This is a genomic window from Archangium violaceum (assembly GCF_016887565.1).
Taxonomy (GTDB): Bacteria; Myxococcota; Myxococcia; order Myxococcales; family Myxococcaceae; genus Archangium; species Archangium violaceum_B.
In genome coordinates this window covers 695,192-709,963 of the sequence record NZ_CP069396.1, presented here as the reverse complement: position 1 = coordinate 709,963, position 14,772 = coordinate 695,192, and the positions used below count along the sequence as shown (strand labels likewise).

The 14,772-nt window shown below is 72.2% G+C and carries 9 protein-coding genes; 6 read left to right on the top strand and 3 right to left on the bottom strand.

Annotated elements, in window-relative coordinates; translation table 11 throughout:
• The first annotated feature begins 200 nt into the window (after positions 1 to 200).
• The 5 genes from JRI60_RS03070 to JRI60_RS03050 all read left to right on the top strand — a co-directional run bounded on the left by JRI60_RS03070 (position 201) and on the right by JRI60_RS03050 (position 10,483).
• Entirely contained in the window at positions 201 to 2,552 is a 2,352-nt protein-coding gene (locus JRI60_RS03070; protein WP_204224374.1) for a glycosyltransferase, read from the top strand.
• Positions 2,549 to 3,295 (top strand): WG repeat-containing protein, encoded by a 747-nt coding sequence (locus JRI60_RS03065; protein ID WP_204224373.1) that lies wholly within the window; start codon positions 2,549 to 2,551, stop codon positions 3,293 to 3,295. Before JRI60_RS03070 ends, JRI60_RS03065 begins: the two co-directional genes overlap by 4 nt.
• 285 nt (positions 3,296 to 3,580) lie before the next feature.
• The gene (locus JRI60_RS03060; protein WP_204224372.1) at positions 3,581 to 7,417 is read left to right on the top strand and encodes a serine/threonine-protein kinase PknK; all 3,837 of its coding nucleotides are present in this window, start codon (positions 3,581 to 3,583) and stop codon (positions 7,415 to 7,417) included.
• Between the two features lie 93 nt (positions 7,418 to 7,510).
• Positions 7,511 to 9,025, top strand: coding sequence for a hypothetical protein (locus tag JRI60_RS03055; RefSeq protein ID WP_204224371.1), 1,515 nt, complete (start codon positions 7,511 to 7,513; stop codon positions 9,023 to 9,025).
• Between the two features lie 18 nt (positions 9,026 to 9,043).
• On the top strand, positions 9,044 to 10,483 hold the full coding sequence (locus JRI60_RS03050; protein WP_204224370.1) for a serine/threonine-protein kinase: 1,440 nt from the start codon (positions 9,044 to 9,046) through the stop codon (positions 10,481 to 10,483).
• Between the two features lie 3 nt (positions 10,484 to 10,486).
• Here JRI60_RS03050 and JRI60_RS03045 read toward each other — a convergent pair whose 3' ends face one another.
• Both JRI60_RS03045 and JRI60_RS03040 read right to left on the bottom strand, forming a co-directional pair.
• Positions 10,487 to 11,866 (bottom strand): sigma 54-interacting transcriptional regulator, encoded by a 1,380-nt coding sequence (locus JRI60_RS03045; RefSeq protein WP_239470311.1) that lies wholly within the window; start codon positions 11,864 to 11,866, stop codon positions 10,487 to 10,489.
• A 112-nt stretch (positions 11,867 to 11,978) separates the two neighbouring features.
• Positions 11,979 to 12,824, bottom strand: a complete 846-nt coding sequence (locus tag JRI60_RS03040) for a hypothetical protein (protein WP_204224369.1) — start codon at positions 12,822 to 12,824, stop codon at positions 11,979 to 11,981.
• A 373-nt stretch (positions 12,825 to 13,197) separates the two neighbouring features.
• Here JRI60_RS03040 and JRI60_RS03035 point away from each other — a divergent pair, with 373 nt between their 5' ends.
• On the top strand, positions 13,198 to 13,533 hold the full coding sequence (locus tag JRI60_RS03035; protein WP_204224368.1) for a TerB family tellurite resistance protein: 336 nt from the start codon (positions 13,198 to 13,200) through the stop codon (positions 13,531 to 13,533).
• Between the two features lie 15 nt (positions 13,534 to 13,548).
• Here the strand turns inward: JRI60_RS03035 and JRI60_RS03030 are convergent, their stop codons facing one another.
• Positions 13,549 to 14,706, bottom strand: coding sequence for a hypothetical protein (locus JRI60_RS03030; RefSeq protein WP_204224367.1), 1,158 nt, complete (start codon positions 14,704 to 14,706; stop codon positions 13,549 to 13,551).
• Positions 14,707 to 14,772: the final 66 nt, after the last annotated feature.

Sequence of the window (14,772 nt, the reverse complement as noted above, 5' to 3'; positions counted from 1 at the left end):
CCGGGGGGCTCATGACATCCCGGCGTCGAGGGGTCTAGGCTTCCCTCTTCCCTACTTCCGCGGGGTTCCGCCTCTGAGTCGGGTGGCTGGCCTTCGGGCCGGTGCGGGGGTAGGCCGAATGGCGGCGAGGACTCGAGGCCGACGGTACGGGGGATTCGAAGTGTGTCGGCCGAAGCCGCCCTCATCCAGTGAGGGCATCCATGCGCATCCTACAGGTGATTCACGGCTACCCGATGCGGTTCAACGCCGGCTCGGAGGTCTACACCCAGGCCCTGTCTCAGGGACTCGCCGATCGCCATGAGGTCCACGTCTTCACGCGCTACGAGGACCCGTTCGTCCCGGACTACTCGATGCGCCAGGAGCGGGATCCGGATGACCCGCGCATCGAGCTGCACCTCGTCAACATGCCCAACAGCCGGGACCGCTACCGGCACGAGGGCGTGGACCACCGCTTCGCCGAGCTGCTCGACGCGCGCCGCCCCCACGTCGTCCACGTGGGGCACTTGAACCACCTGTCGACTTCACTCATCGAACAGGCGGCATCCCGGAGCATCCCCATCGTCTTCACCCTGCACGACTACTGGCTGATGTGCCCGCGCGGCCAGTTCATGCAGATGCACCCGGAGGACCCAGGCAATCTCTGGGCTGCCTGTAGCGGACAGGAGGACCGTAAGTGCGCCGAGCGCTGCTACGCGCGCTACTTCTCGGGCGCCCCCGAGGAGCGCGAGCAGGATGTGACCCAGTGGGCGGACTGGGTGCACCGGCGGATGACGCACGTGCGGCGCATGGCGGAGCGGGTAGACCTGTTCATCGCGCCCTCGCGCTACCTGCTCGAACGGTTCCGCGATGGCTTCGGCCTGCCCGCCTCCAAGCTGCGCTACCTGGACTATGGCTTCGACCTCGGGCGACTCACCGGCCGGCGGCGGCAGCCGGAGCAGGACTTCGTCTTCGGGTACATCGGCACGCACATCCCGGCCAAGGGCATCCACCATCTCCTCGAGGCATTCGGCCAGGTACGGGGACGGGCGAAGCTGCGCATCTACGGCCGGCACCGTGGAGCGGACACGGAGGCACTCCGGGCCCTGGCTCGCACACTGCCGGGCGATGCCGCCACACGCGTCGAGTGGCTGCCCGAGTACCGCAACGCGGACATCGTGCGGGACGTGTTCAATCACGTGGATGCCATCGTGGTGCCCTCCGTCTGGGCGGAGAACTCGCCGCTCGTCATCCACGAGGCCCTCCAGTCCCGCGTCCCCGTCATCACCGCCGACGCGGGTGGGATGCGCGAGTACGTCCAGGACGAGCACAACGGCCTGCTCTTCGAGCACCGGAGCCCGGCGGCCCTCGCGCGAGCCCTGCAACGGTTGGTGGACGAGCCGGCGCTGGCGCCACGCCTGGGCGCTCGAGGCTACCTCCAGTCGGAGAGCGGCGACGTGGTGGACATGAAGGACCATGTCCACGACGTGGAGGCGCTCTACGCACGGGTCATCCGGGAGAAGCGCGCCGCGAGGAAGCCCTCGAAGCCGGGACCCTGGCGCATCACGTTCGACACCAACCCGGATGACTGCAACCTGCGCTGCATCATGTGCGAGGAGCACTCGCCCTACAGCGACAGGCAGCAGGTGCGCAGAGCGGCCGGGAAGCCGCAGCGGCGCATGCCCATCGAGCTGTTGCGCCGGGTGCTGGAGGACTCGCGGGACACGCCGCTGCGGGAGATCATCCCCTCCACGATGGGCGAGCCGCTCATCTACGAGCACTTCGACGACATCATCGACCAGTGCATGGCGCACGGGCTGCTGATGAACCTGACCACGAATGGCACCTTCCCCCGGAGGGGAGCGCGCGAATGGGCACGGCGGCTGGTGCCCATCCTGTCGGACGTGAAGATCTCCTGGAACGGAGCGACGAAGGGGACGCAGGAAGCCATCATGCCCGGCACGCGCTGGGAGCGGGTGCTGGAGAACCTGCGCACCTTCATCGCCGAGCGCGACGCGCACGCACGGACGGGCGGACACCGGTGCCGGGTGACGCTGCAGCTCACCTTCCTGGAGAGCAACGTAGCCGAGCTGGCGGACATCGTCCGGCTGGCGGCGAGCCTCGGAGTGGACCGGGTGAAGGGGCACCACCTGTGGGCGCACTTCGAGCAGCTCCAACCGCTGTCGATGCGGCGTACTCCCGAGGCCATCTCGCGGTGGAACGCGGCGGTGCGCGAGGCCCGCCGGGCCGTGGAGGAGAACCCGCTGCCGGACGGACGCCGGGTGCTGCTGGAGAACATCCTCGAGTTGGATGCGGGCGCGGTGGAGGACCTGGCACCGGGAGCGCGGTGCCCGTTCCTGGGGAAGGAGGCCTGGGTGAGCGCGGAGGGACGCTTCGACCCGTGCTGCGCGCCGGATGCGCAGCGGCGCACCCTCGGCGAGCTCGGCAACCTGCTCCAGGTGGGCATCCAGGAGGTGTGGAACAGCGAGGCCTACGGGCGGTTGCGCGAGACCTACCTGGAGCACCCGCTGTGCCGAAGCTGCAACATGCGCCAGCCGGTGGAGGTGGCGAAATGAGCCAGTGGACGAGGACACGCGTCTCGGCGGACCGCACCCACCACACGCTCGATGGAGCACCGCTCTACCCGTCCCGGTTCACCGAGGTGCTGTCCTTCCACGCACCAGGACTGGCCGCCGCGAAGGACGACACGGGAGCCTTCCACATCGACGTCGAGGGCCGGCCGGTGTACGCGCGGCGCTTCGCACGGACCTTCGGGTTCTACGAGGGGGTGGCCGCGGTGGAGGACGGGAGCCGTGCCTTCCACCTCCGCCCGGACGGCACGGAGCTGTCGTCCGAGCGGTACGCGTGGTGCGGCAACTTCCAGGATGGCCGCTGCACGGTGCGCACGGTGGAGGGTCCCTACTTACACGTCGACCGGAAGGGACGCCCGGCGTACCCGGAACGGTATGCGTATGCCGGAGACTTCCGGGATGGCATCGCGGTGGTGCAGGAACCCTCCGGGTCGCACCTGCACATCGACAAGGACGGTTGCCCGCTGAACGGACGGCGCTTCCTGGACCTGGACGTGTTCCACAAGGGATATGCGCGGGCGCGGGACGAGCGCGGTTGGCACCACGTGGACACCGCGGGCGAGCCCCTGTACGCGTGGCGTTTCGCGATGGTGGAGCCCTTCTACAACGGGCAGGCGCGGGTGGAGCGCGAGGACGGCTCGCTCCTCGTCATCGACGAGCGGGGAGAGGTCGTGCGCGAGCTGCGGCCACCCAGGCGCAGCGAGCGACAATCATCATTGGCGCGATGAGGACGCCGTACGAATCTTCCTGCAAGCGCGGCAATCCCTGGCTCAGGTGGCCGGCTCTACGTCATTGAATGGGAGCTCGGACCCGCTGGAGTGGACGGCGGGCTGCTGAACTTGCACATGCTCGTCACCACGGGAGGCAAGGAGCGCACCGAGGAAGAAGTTCCGCGTCCTGTTGGAGGAGGCGGGGCCGAGGCTCCGATGGCTCTCGTGGCGAAGTCCGGCACGCGACCGGCCCCGCGTCTCTGCTAACCTCCCGCCCCGGCGGCTCCCCCACCGCCCTCTCCCATGCGCTGCCCGGTCTGCCATCGTCGCCTCGCTCCTGGCGCCGTCTGTCCCGTGCACGCGGAGCGGCCCCGGTCCGCCCTGGAGCCCGAGCCCCTCCCCGTGCCCGGGCTGCCCGGCTTCCACTCCCTGGCGCTCATCGGCTCCGGGGGCTTCTCCCGCGTCTTCTCCGCCCGCCACGATGAGGACGGACGCGAGGTGGCCCTCAAGGTCGCCCTCGGCCCCTTCGGCCCCCGCTTCGCCCGCGAGGCCTCCGCCCTGCGCCGCGTCGGCCCTCCCACCGTCCCCGACGTCCTCCACGTTGGCACCCTCGGCCCCCTGCCCTACCTCGTCCTCGAGCGTCTGCGCGGACAGACACTCGCCGCCTGGATGGCCGCGCTCCCCGGCTCCGGCGCCGCCCCCCTCTCGCACGTGCACGAGCTGCTCGCCGGACTGTGCGGCGCCCTGGAGCGCGTGCATGGCGCGGGGCTCGTCCACCGCGACCTCAAGCCCGAGAACGTCTTCCTCCGCGAGGGCGGCGCGCTCAGCCTCCTCGACTTCGGCCTCGCACGCTTCCTCGACGCCTCCGACCCCGGCGAGCCCGAGGAGTCCCTCAGCCTCACCCGCACCGGCCAGCGGCTCGGCACCGCCGTCTACATGGCCCCCGAGCAGTGTCTCGAGGCCCGCGACGTGGATGCGCGCACGGACCTCTACGCGCTCGGCGTCCTCCTCTTCGAGCTGCTCACCGGCGCACCGCCCTTCACCGGCGGGCCCGACGAGGTGCTCCGGGGCCACGTCAGCCTCCGGCCCCCCCGCGTCTCCGAGCGCGCTCCCGTGCCACCGGCCCTCGATGACGTCCTCCTGCGGTGTCTCGCCAAGGACCGCACCGCGCGCTTCGGCTCCGCTTCCGAGCTCCTCGCCGCCTTCGACGCCGCCCGCCGCACCGAAGCCTCCGCGTCCAGCACCGCCGAGGACGCGCTCGCCCCCTCCCGGCCCCAGGGCCTGCGACTGATGGCGCTCCTCGGTGTGCGCGGCGAGCTGCCCGTGGACCAGCTCGTCTCGACCGTGGCGCCCGAGGGCGGACTGCTCGCGCGCGTACACCCGGGCCGCTACCTCGTCGCCTTCCCCGAGCACCCCTCGGCCGAGGCGGGACTCCGCGCCGCCGCCCGCTCCGCCCGGCAGCTGCTCGACGAGCCCGGCACCACCGCCGTCCTCCACCTCGCGGAGCTGCGCGTGCGCCCCGGTGCCACCGTCACGCGCATGGCGGGCACCGCCCTGGAGCAGCCGGCTTCCTGGTGGCCCGACGTAGGTTCCAGCGGAGACTCGTTGCTGCTGGCCACGCCCGAGGCCGCCGCCCGGCTCGGAGAGGGCGCGACGACTCCGGGCCCCTCGGGCGCCCTGCTGCTCACCAGCGACTCCGCCATCACCCGCGCACCGGCCACGCACGAGCCTCCGCCCCTCGTGGGCCGGGAGGCGCTGCTCGACTCGCTCCTCACCGACGCGACCCGCTCCTTCTCGGGCCACGGCCCCGGCCTCTCCGTCCTCACGGGCGAGGCGGGCCATGGCAAGACGCGCCTGCTCGACGCGCTCGCCGCCCGGCTGGAGGCGGAGGGCCGGACCCGGGTGGTGCGGCTCACCGCGCCCCATCCCGACGAGTCCGTCTCGGATGCGCTCCTGAACGCGCTCTGGGCCCACGCCCACCCGGACACGGCCACGCCCCCCGCGCTACCCTCCAGGGCCCGGCGCCACACCCTCGCCCGCGCCGTGGCCGAGGCCCTGCGCCAGCTCGCCACCCGGCAATCCCTGGCCCTCCTCCTGGACGATGCGCACCAGGCGGACCCCACGTGCCTGGACGCGCTGGAGGTGGCCACGCTCGCCGCGCCGGACGTGCCCCTCTGGGTGTGCGCCGCCGGCCGTCCCGAGCTGCTCGGCATGCGTCCCCTCCTCGGTGAGCGGGCCGGACACCTCGCGCGCCATGTCCTGCCACTGCTCGCGCCCGAGGCCAGCCGCGCGCTGCTGCGGCACCTGCTGCGCCCCGCCGAGTTCATCGCCGAGCCCGTGCTGGCCCGCCTGGAGCAACTGGCGCAGGGCGTGCCGCTGTCGCTGGTGGAGGTGGCCGGGGCGCTGAGGGCCTCGGGGGCCCTGCGCGCCACGGCGGGCGGCGAGGGGTACGTGGCCGCGGACGAGCTGCTGCACGTCTCGGTGACGCCCCTCTTCGAGCGGCTCGCCGCACGGGCCCTCTCCGTGCTGCCCGCGGCGCACCAGGGGCTGGCGCAGCTGTGCGCGGTGCTGGGCCAGGAGTTGACGGTGGCGCAGGTGGACGCGGCCCAGCGGCACCTCGATACAAAGGAGGACACGGCGCGCGTCGCCGGCCTGGACGCGGGAGCTGGGCTCGCGAGGCTGGAGCGCGCGGGAGTGCTGCGCACGGTGGCTCCGGACCGCTACGCCTTCCGGCAGCCCCAGCTGCGCGACGCCCTGGAGCGGGCCCTGACCGCCCCGTGGCGCCGGGCCCTGCACGCGGCGGCCCTGCGAAGCCTCTCGGGAGGAGGCGCCACGGAGCAGCGCCGGCGCGCACGCCATGCCGCGGCCTGTGGCGCGCACGAGGAGTCCTTCACCGCCTGGTTCTCCCTGGCCGAGGGCGCGCGGCAGGCGCACCGCTACGTGGAGGCGGAGCAGGACTACTCGCACGCCCTGGCGCAGCTGCCCGAGGGAGACACGGAGCGGCGCGCGCGTGTCCTGGCCGGGCGGGGCCGGGTGCGCTACCGCACGCACCGCTTCCGCGAGGCCCTGGCGGACCTGGACGCGGCGCGCGAGCTGGCCGGGGTGCTGGGCCACACCGCGTTGGAGGTGGACCTGCTGTTGGAGGAGGCCACCGTGCTGGACTGGCTGGAGGACGGCGAGGGCACGGCGGCGCGCACGCAGGAGGCGCTCGACAAGGCCGACGCGCTGGATGACCCGCGCCTCTCCGTGCGCTGCTCGCTGGCCCGCGCGAGACAGGCGTGGCGGCAGGGGGACTGGACGCGCGCGACGCGGCTGCTGACGGCCACGGAGGAGTCCGCCACGCTTCTCAAGGACACGGAGACGCGCGTCATCGCGCTCATGATGCGGGCCACGGGGCTGGCGCTCCAGGAGCAGGCGGAGGCGTCCATGCGGGCCTTCGACGAGGGGCTCGCGCTGTGCCGCAAGGAGGGGGACACGCTGCACGAGGCGGCCACGCTCATCAACCGGCCCTTCCTCTGGCGCGTGCGCGGGGACGTGGAGGCGGCGCTGGAGGACCTGCGGCGCTCCTCGGCCCTGGCGCGCGAGCTGGGGCACCCGCAGATAGAGCGCTGGGCCTCGGGCAACCTGGCCGAGTTCCTCCACTGGGCCGGGCGCGCGGAGGAGTCCTGGCGGCTGGCGCGGCGCGCGCACGAGCTGGGCGTGCGCTTCTTCGACGAGCACCCGGTGGCGGTGGACGCGGTGCTGCTGGCGCGCGTGTGCGCGGCGCGCGGAGACCTGGAGGAGGCGCGAAGGCTGTTGGCGTGGCTCGCCGAGCGCTGCCGACGCGAGAGCGCCCCGCCCAACACGCTGGCCCTGTGGCGGCTGGTGGAGCTGCAGGTGCGCGAGGCCGACGCCGGCACGAGGAGCGCGGAGGACTGGAAGACGCTCGTCGCGGAGGCCGAGCCGAACACCTCGGGCGACGAGCTGACGGAGGTGCTGTACCAGGCCACCCGCTCCGCGCTGGCCGCCGGATGCCGGGACGAGGCCGGCGAGTGGCTCACCCGGGCCGAGCGCACCGCGGCGGCCTCCCCCCTGTGGCGCTCGCGCCTGGACGCGCTGCGCGTAGCCTGGGAAGCAACACCCGTCCCCCCGGCCCTGTAGCCTCCAGGGCAACAGCGCCCCCCTTCCCCACCGTCTACCCGAGGACACGAAATGCCCGCTCCCCATGGCCCGCCCCGTGCACACCCCGCGCGCATGAATTCCACGTCCATCCGGCGGTCCTTCCGTTCCATGCACTTCCGGTTCCACACCCTCGTACTGGGCGTGGCGACCCTGTTCGGCGGTCTGGGCTGCCAGCCCGAACAGCTGGTGGAAACAGAGGCCCTGGACGTGGTGGCGGAGGAGATGCGCGTGGCCAACTCACTCACCACGCGGGAGCTCGTCTACAACGCCATCTCCACCAACCCCAAGGCGAACGACCTGGTGGCGGGCAAGGGGGTGCTGTCCGAGGGACTCCCGGGTCAGGGACTGGCGGACCTGTTCGACCCGGCAACGGGCAACGCGTACCTGCAACTGCAACTGCGGGACGTAGCTGCGCAGCACTTCATGGAGTACCTGGCGGGCTGCGCGCTCGACGAGACGCAGGCCCTCACCTGGAAGGAGCCGATCAGCAACACGGTGCGCCAGTGGAAGGGCAAGGCGGGCCTGTGCACGCAGTGGCTGGGGGGGGTGCCGACGGAGGAGTGCAGGCGCCGGGTGTCGGCCTGCATCCTGGCGCGCAACAACGCCTTCGGCCGGCGGGTGGAGCTGTCCATCCGCGGCGAAGACCCAGCCGACATCACGCGCTTCGAGCTGGAGCCGCAGACGCGAGCGGTGGATTACGACCCGGACCTCGCGCAGTACGTGCCGAGCTTCCAGGGCTGCACCACGCTCCAGAGCGGAGCGAACCGCAACTGCGGCTGGCAGCCGGGCCACATCGGCCGGTGCGTGCCCGGCCAGACGGTGCGGCTGGGAGCGGGAGGGCGGGCACCGGACCGGTGCGCCACGGGCCCGGCGCTGGGCTCCACCACGAGTGGCCGCTCGGTGCTGCGCGTCTGTGCCGGCATCATCGGCTGCGACGCGTCCAACCCGCGCCGGCTCGCGCAGAGCGAGGGCACGTGCTCGACCACGCCACCCGCGGTGACGTTCACCTGCCCCGCGTCGGGGGACTTCAACGTGATGCTGGCGCCGTACAGCAGCTGGCTGGGGAGCACGGCCAGCGTGGGGGTGGAGACGGGCACCCCAGCGGGGACGGCCTACGCGCTCTCCGAGGGCGAGGTCTTCCGCTACCGGGAGGGCGCCTTCTACGGGACGATCTTCGACTCCGAGGAGCTGGCAGCGGAGGTGTCCGTCACCAAGGATGGCCGCATCGTGGGCAAGGATCAGCACGTCGATGGCTCGATGTACCGGAAGATGTTCTCCTGCTACGCGCCGGAGTGGAGCCAGGGGATGGCGTACGCCCTGCACCGCGTGTGCGCACAGCCCGGCGACTCGGGAGCCGACTGCGCGGCCAAGGTCACGGGCGCGTGCATCAACCCCTCGATGCCTTCCGCCTCGATGTGCGGCGTGGAGGACGGGCCGCTCGTCAGCGGGGATGGGGACTTCGAGCAGTGCCTGGACCCGGAGCAGAACGAGTGGAATGAGCCCGTCACCGTCTACCTCCACGCCCCGTGCGAGCTCCTGGCGACGCAGGACGCGAGCCTCTGTCAGTGGCGGTCGCGCGGCAAGTAGACCGCCGGGTCCCCGACCATGACGAACCCGAAGGACGCGCCGCGAGCCACCCCGCCCGAGCCCGAGGCCCGGGAGCACTCTCTTTATGGAGAGGAGCTCTCACCCGGGGCCCAGGTGGGTGGCTACATCGTCGAGAGCACCCGTTACCGGGGCAGCGTCTCGACGCTCTATCGCGCGCGCGAGGCCCGCACCGGGGAGCTCGCGGCGCTGAAGGTGATGAGGCCACAGTTCGCCGCGGCGAGGGGGGCGCTGCGCCGCTTCCAGCAGGAGGCGGAGACGCTGCGGCGGCTGCGGCACCCGCACATCGTGGACGTGCTCGAGCACGGGACGCTGGCGGATGGCCGGCCCTTCATCGCCATGGAGTGGCTGGAGGGGAGGGACCTGGCGGCGGAGCTGGCGGCGCGAGGGCCCTTCTCGGCGCGAGAGACGCTGGAGCTGCTGGAGCAGGTGGGCTCGGCGCTGCGGGCGGCGCACGGGGCGGGCATCGTGCACCGGGACCTGAAGGCCCAGAACGTGGTGGTGCTGCCGAGGGCGTCGGGGCCGCTGGTGAAGCTGGTGGACTTCGGGGTGGCGAAGCTGCTGGCGCCGGAGGAGGCGGGCTCGATGGTGACGAGCACCGGCATGGTGCTGGGCACGCCCCTGTCCATGGCGCCGGAGCAGATTCGCGGGGAGACGCCGGACGCGCGGACGGACCTCTACGGGCTGGGGGTGATGCTGTACCAGCTCGTCACGGGGCGGCCGCCCTTCCAGGGCACGACGCTGGTGGAGCTGGAGGAGCAGCACCTGCACGCGCCGGTGCCGAGGGCCAGTGAGCGCGCACCGGTGCCGGCGGCACTGGACGCGGTGGTGGGGCGCTGCCTGGAGAAGCGGCGGGAGGACCGGTACCCGGACGTGGACGCGGCGCTGGAGGAGCTGCGGCGCGCGGTGAGGGAGACGGGGTCGGGCCGCTCGAGACAGGTGCGCGCGCTGGGGCTGTACGTGGAGGCGCTCATCGAGGGGCAGATCGACGACATCACGCTGGACGTGGTGGACGCGCTGCTGGAGGGAGCGCGGACGAAGGCGGACGCGCTGGGGCTGACGGTGATGGTGGAGGGGAGCAGCTTCCTGCTGGGGGTGGCGGCGCTGCCGGAGGACGCGGGCGCCGAGCGGGAAGCGCGGCGGCGGGTGCTGGAGCTGGCGCTCGCGCTGGCGGAGGAGCCCTCCCAGCGAATCCAACTGGCTCGGGTGTTCCTGGCGCCCACGCTGCACGTGGACACGGCGACGCTGAGGCCGGATGCGAGCGGCAGACCGGGCCTGGGGGGAGGCCGGCTGCTGCGCCTGTCGGCCTGGACGACGGGGCACCCGGGCCGGGGCGTGGTGGTGACGGAGACGGCGCTCGCGGGGCTGGAGGACACCTTCCAGGTGGCGCCGCTCCCCGGGAAGGAGAGCCTGCGCCACGTCACCCGGCGCGCGGCGTGAGACTCACTTGATGCCGTGCCGCCGCAGCAGGCGGTACAGGTACACGCGGTCCATGTCCGCGCCGGCGGCCGCCTGGGACACCTTGCCCTGGTGCAGCTCCAGCAGCGCGCGCAGGTAGCGCCGCTCGAAGTCGTCCAGGGCGAGCCGCCTCGCCTCGGCGTAGGGCACCTTCGGATCCACCTCGAAGCGGCTGCCCGTCAGGGCCACGTCCGTCAGCGCCAGCGTGTCCTCGAACACGAGGCACCGCTCCAGGTAGTTGCGCAGCTCGCGCACGTTGCCCGGCCACGCCGCCTGCTCCAGCCGGGAGATGAAGCCGTGCGAGCGCAGCGCCTTCGTCCGCTCCGGGTCCGCACCCAGCGAGCCCAGTATCTGCTCCACCAGCAGTTGCAGGTCCTCCGGGCGCTGGCGCACCGGCGGCAGGGGGATGCGCAGCACCGCCAGCCGGAAGAAGAGGTCCGAGCGGAAGCGGCCCGCGTTCACCTCCGCGCGCAGGTCTCTATTGGTGGCGGCGATGATGCGCACGTCCACCGGCGAGTAGGTGTTGGTGCCCACGCGGCGGATTTCGCGCGTCTCCAGCACGCGCAGCAGCTTGGGCTGGAGCTCGGCGGGCAGCTCGCCAATCTCGTCGAGGAAGACGGTGCCGCCGTGGGCCTCCTCGAAGGCGCCGATGCGCCGGGAGGCCGCGCCGGTGAAGGCGCCCTTCTCGTGGCCGAACAGCTCGCTCTCCAGCAGGTCCGGCGGAATGGCGCCGCAGTCCACGGTGAGGAAGGGCTTGTCGCCGCGGGCGCTCTCCTGGTGGATGGCCTGGGCCGCCTGGCTCTTGCCGGTGCCCGTCTCGCCCTCCAGCAGCACCGTCACGTCGCGGGCCGCCGCGCGCTCCAGCAGGGCGAAGCACATGCGCATCGGCACCGACACGCCCACCAGCGAGCCGAAGCGCGTGCGCTCGGACACGGGCAGCCGGTTGCTGTCCGAGCTGTAGTCGAAGCGCACCACCGCGCGGCCCAGCCGCAACAGGCTCCCGCCCCGCAGGTAGCCCTCGGCCACCTGCACCCCATCGAGGATGACGCCGTTGGTGCTGTCCAGGTCTCTCACCCGCGCGCCCTTGGGGCCCACGCGGATGTCGCAGTGGAAGCGGGACACCGTGGGGTCATCGAGCGCGAAGTCGTTGCTCGGGTGCGAACCGATGGAGCACGCATCGGACACCGAGTCCCAGACGGCGCCGGCCCCGGGCCCCTCCACCACGGTGAGCAGGAAGCGCCGGACCGCGGGCAGCTCCGAGGAGCGGTGCGCGTGCGAGTAGGGCCTCGTCACGCTGACGTCCTCGGCCCCGGGAGCCTCGGGAGAAACGTCGGTCGTGCCACGAGAACGCTCGATGGAAGACATGAACGAACGTTAACACGACAATTCCCCGACACGACGGGGGCCTCGAAAGACAGAACGCCCCGGTCCGGCCGCTCGGCCGATCCGGGGCGTCTGGGAGCTGGCGCGAGGAGCGTTACGCGAGCACGGCGATGAGCTTCGCCAGGCACCAGGCCTTCTTGACGCAGTTCCACGGCTTGTACCACTTGCACGCCCCGGTGCCGTTCCAGCAGCCCACGAAGTCGTTCCAGGCGTTGATGACGACCGGGCCCGCGTTGCGGATGCAGCTCACGCACGCGCTCCAGTTCTTGGCCACGCACGGCCGCACACAGCGGGCGATCTGCGCCGCCTCGGCGGTGGGGATGATGAGGTTGCCGATGACCGAGGCCGCCGACTTGCAGGTGTTGGCGAAGGAGCTCTTCTCCTGCTCACCGAGCGCGGCAATCTGGAGGAACTCGGGGCGCAGCACGTCCCGCATGGCGAGCTGCTGCTGGCCCTCCTGGGTGAGCTGCTGCACGGGGCTCGGGGCGCCCTGCGGAATCGTCAGGTGGGCCTCCTTGATCTCCCCCTGCGCGATGGCGGCGTGGATCTTCTCCCACTTGAGCGCCAGCGCCACGGTGCGCGTCTCGTGCTTGGAGGCGAGCAGCTCGAACTCGGCCGTGAGCCGCGCGTCACCCTCCTTGCCCTCGGACTTGCCCGCCGTCTCGGCCGCCGTGTAGACGATCTGATAGGCCGCCATCATGCTCGAGGCGTAATCATTGGTGAGGGCGTCGTAGCGGTCCCCCTCCTCACCGGACAGCACGCCCTTCTCCAGGATGCCATCGGCGATCTTCTCCAGCTCGATGAGCTGGCTCTCCGCCTTGGCGGAGACCGCGTCGTACTCCCCACGGTCGAACTGGCTGCACTCCTGCGCGGACGCCTGCGTCGACAGCAGCAGGACACAACACACCAGGGACAGCAGCACCTGACGAATCTGGGTCATGTAACCAATTCCTTGGAGAATGAGAAGTAAAGGGGACCGTCGAGCGCCCGTGCAGGAAGGCTCGCGACGGCGGACGGGGGCTGTGCAGTTGATGTGCCAACATCCGGACAGACTCGCGCTCCGAGGGAGAGCGGAATCCAGGGCACAGCGGGAATAGCCAGACGGGCAACGCGGAAGCCGCGTGGCGTGTTGTCACCGGGGCGACAGCGGGCCGACGCGCACCGGGAGCGGTCCCGCCGGGAGGCCTTTGGAGCGGGAAACGTCGCCCGGATGGCTACAACACGCTCCCGTGCCGAGGCGGGGGGCGAGCCACTGCCCGTCCGTGGACGCGTGCACGGGAACCAGCGACGCTCGGGGGCCGAGAGACACGCGGATGACGACACCGACCGACGACCGCTTCCACATCGAGCTGCTCAAGCTGCTGCTGCACGTGGCCTGGAGCGATGATGAGATTGATGCGCGCGAGGCCCGGGCCCTGCTCGGCGCGGCCCGCCGGTGGAAGGTGCCTCTGCCGGAGCTCCAGCGGCTGGAGCAGTGCCTGGACTTGGGCGAGCCCATGCCGGCGCCCAACCTGGGCCTGCTGCGCCAGCGCCCGGACGAGGTGCTCGCGACGGTGCGCACGCTCATCGAGAGCGACGCCCAGGTGAACCTCTCCGAGCAGGAGATGCTCGCCCAGATTCGCGAGCTGCTGGGCCTGCCCCCGGCCTGACGCGGTGGGGGCGCGCTACTCGCCGAGCAGCGCCGACCAGAAGGCGACGAGCCGCCAGACGTCGGACAGGCGCATCCGGCGGTCGAGCTCGGCGTGGGAGATGAGGGGCGAGAGCAGGAGGTGCACCCCGGTGTGGGGCTCCAGCCAGCGCGCGAGGAGCGTGGACTCGACGGCGGGGATGACGGTGTCGTCCGTGCCGTGCAGCAGGTACACGGGCGTCCGAGGGGCGGCAGAGCGCTCGGGCGAGAGCGCCGGGTCATCGGCGAAGCCCTTCGCGTGCGGCAACAGCAGCGGCCCGAGCGCGGCGACATCCCGGTCGTTCACGAGGCGCATGAAGGTGGCGGCGGGCTCGGGCAGCCGCGACTGCATCCGCCGGGCCTCGGCGAAGGTCTCGTTGGCGCGCGGCGTATCGTGAATGGCGAGGTGCGAGGCCCGGAGGAAGGTGAGGAGGGCCGCGCGCAGCGGCTCCACCTGCTCGGGGGGGACGACCTGGCCGGCCACGTTGAGAAGGATGATGACGACGCCGTAGTCATGGGGCCGGCGGGGCTGACCGTCGGGCTGGACGCCGGTGCAGAGGAAGGAGAGCACGCGCGACAGGTCCCCATGCCCTCCGAGGGAGAAGGTGAAGGCGACCCTGCCCGCGAGCGAGGGCCGGCCCGCGGCGACGACGGAGAGCCCCCCGGCGAAGCTGATGCCCATGAGGCCCACGCGGCCCTCGGGCGCGAGCTCCGGCCGCGAGGAGACCCAGAGCGCGGCGTCTTCGATCATGTCCGGCTCGCGAGGGGTGAGCTGGTAGCGGAGCAGGTCGGGCAGCTCCAGGGTGATGACGGTGAGCCCCCCGGCGGCGAGATTCCGGGCGAAGGCCACCAACCGGGGCTCGTCGATGCCGTCCGCGTGCACGCCGGGGGTGAGGAGCACGGTGCGTCCGTGGAGGTGCTCGGGCCGGAAGACGCGGGCGCGCAAGGGGCCGTGGCGCGAGGGAATGCGTGCGTCCTCGACGGAGAAGGGGCCGGTGCCCCAGCGGGCGATGCGCTCGGCCGCGCCTCCCTTCATGCCGGAGGCCCTCACCACGAGGGACAGGCCCCGGAGGTACCCCGCAACGACGAGCAGGGCCAGGAGCAGGAGTCCTCCCAACACGGAGAGGAGCGTCACTCTGCGGGTGCGCGGGCGCATGAGCGGGGGCATTCAACCAGCGAACGTGCTCGCGCGCACGGACCCGGAAAGCCGAAGGGCCAGACC

Excerpts from the sequence above, each read along its gene's own strand:
- JRI60_RS03070 (WP_204224374.1), top strand. The coding sequence starts at position 201 with ATGCGCATCCTACAGGTGATTCACGGCTACCCGATGCGGTTCAACGCC.
- JRI60_RS03065 (WP_204224373.1), top strand. The coding sequence starts at position 2,549 with ATGAGCCAGTGGACGAGGACACGCGTCTCGGCGGACCGCACCCACCAC.
- JRI60_RS03060 (WP_204224372.1), top strand. The coding sequence starts at position 3,581 with ATGCGCTGCCCGGTCTGCCATCGTCGCCTCGCTCCTGGCGCCGTCTGT.
- JRI60_RS03055 (WP_204224371.1), top strand. The coding sequence starts at position 7,511 with ATGAATTCCACGTCCATCCGGCGGTCCTTCCGTTCCATGCACTTCCGG.
- JRI60_RS03050 (WP_204224370.1), top strand. The coding sequence starts at position 9,044 with ATGACGAACCCGAAGGACGCGCCGCGAGCCACCCCGCCCGAGCCCGAG.
- JRI60_RS03045 (WP_239470311.1), bottom strand. The coding sequence starts at position 11,866 with ATGTCTTCCATCGAGCGTTCTCGTGGCACGACCGACGTTTCTCCCGAG.
- JRI60_RS03040 (WP_204224369.1), bottom strand. The coding sequence starts at position 12,824 with ATGACCCAGATTCGTCAGGTGCTGCTGTCCCTGGTGTGTTGTGTCCTG.
- JRI60_RS03035 (WP_204224368.1), top strand. The coding sequence starts at position 13,198 with ATGACGACACCGACCGACGACCGCTTCCACATCGAGCTGCTCAAGCTG.
- JRI60_RS03030 (WP_204224367.1), bottom strand. The coding sequence starts at position 14,706 with ATGCGCCCGCGCACCCGCAGAGTGACGCTCCTCTCCGTGTTGGGAGGA.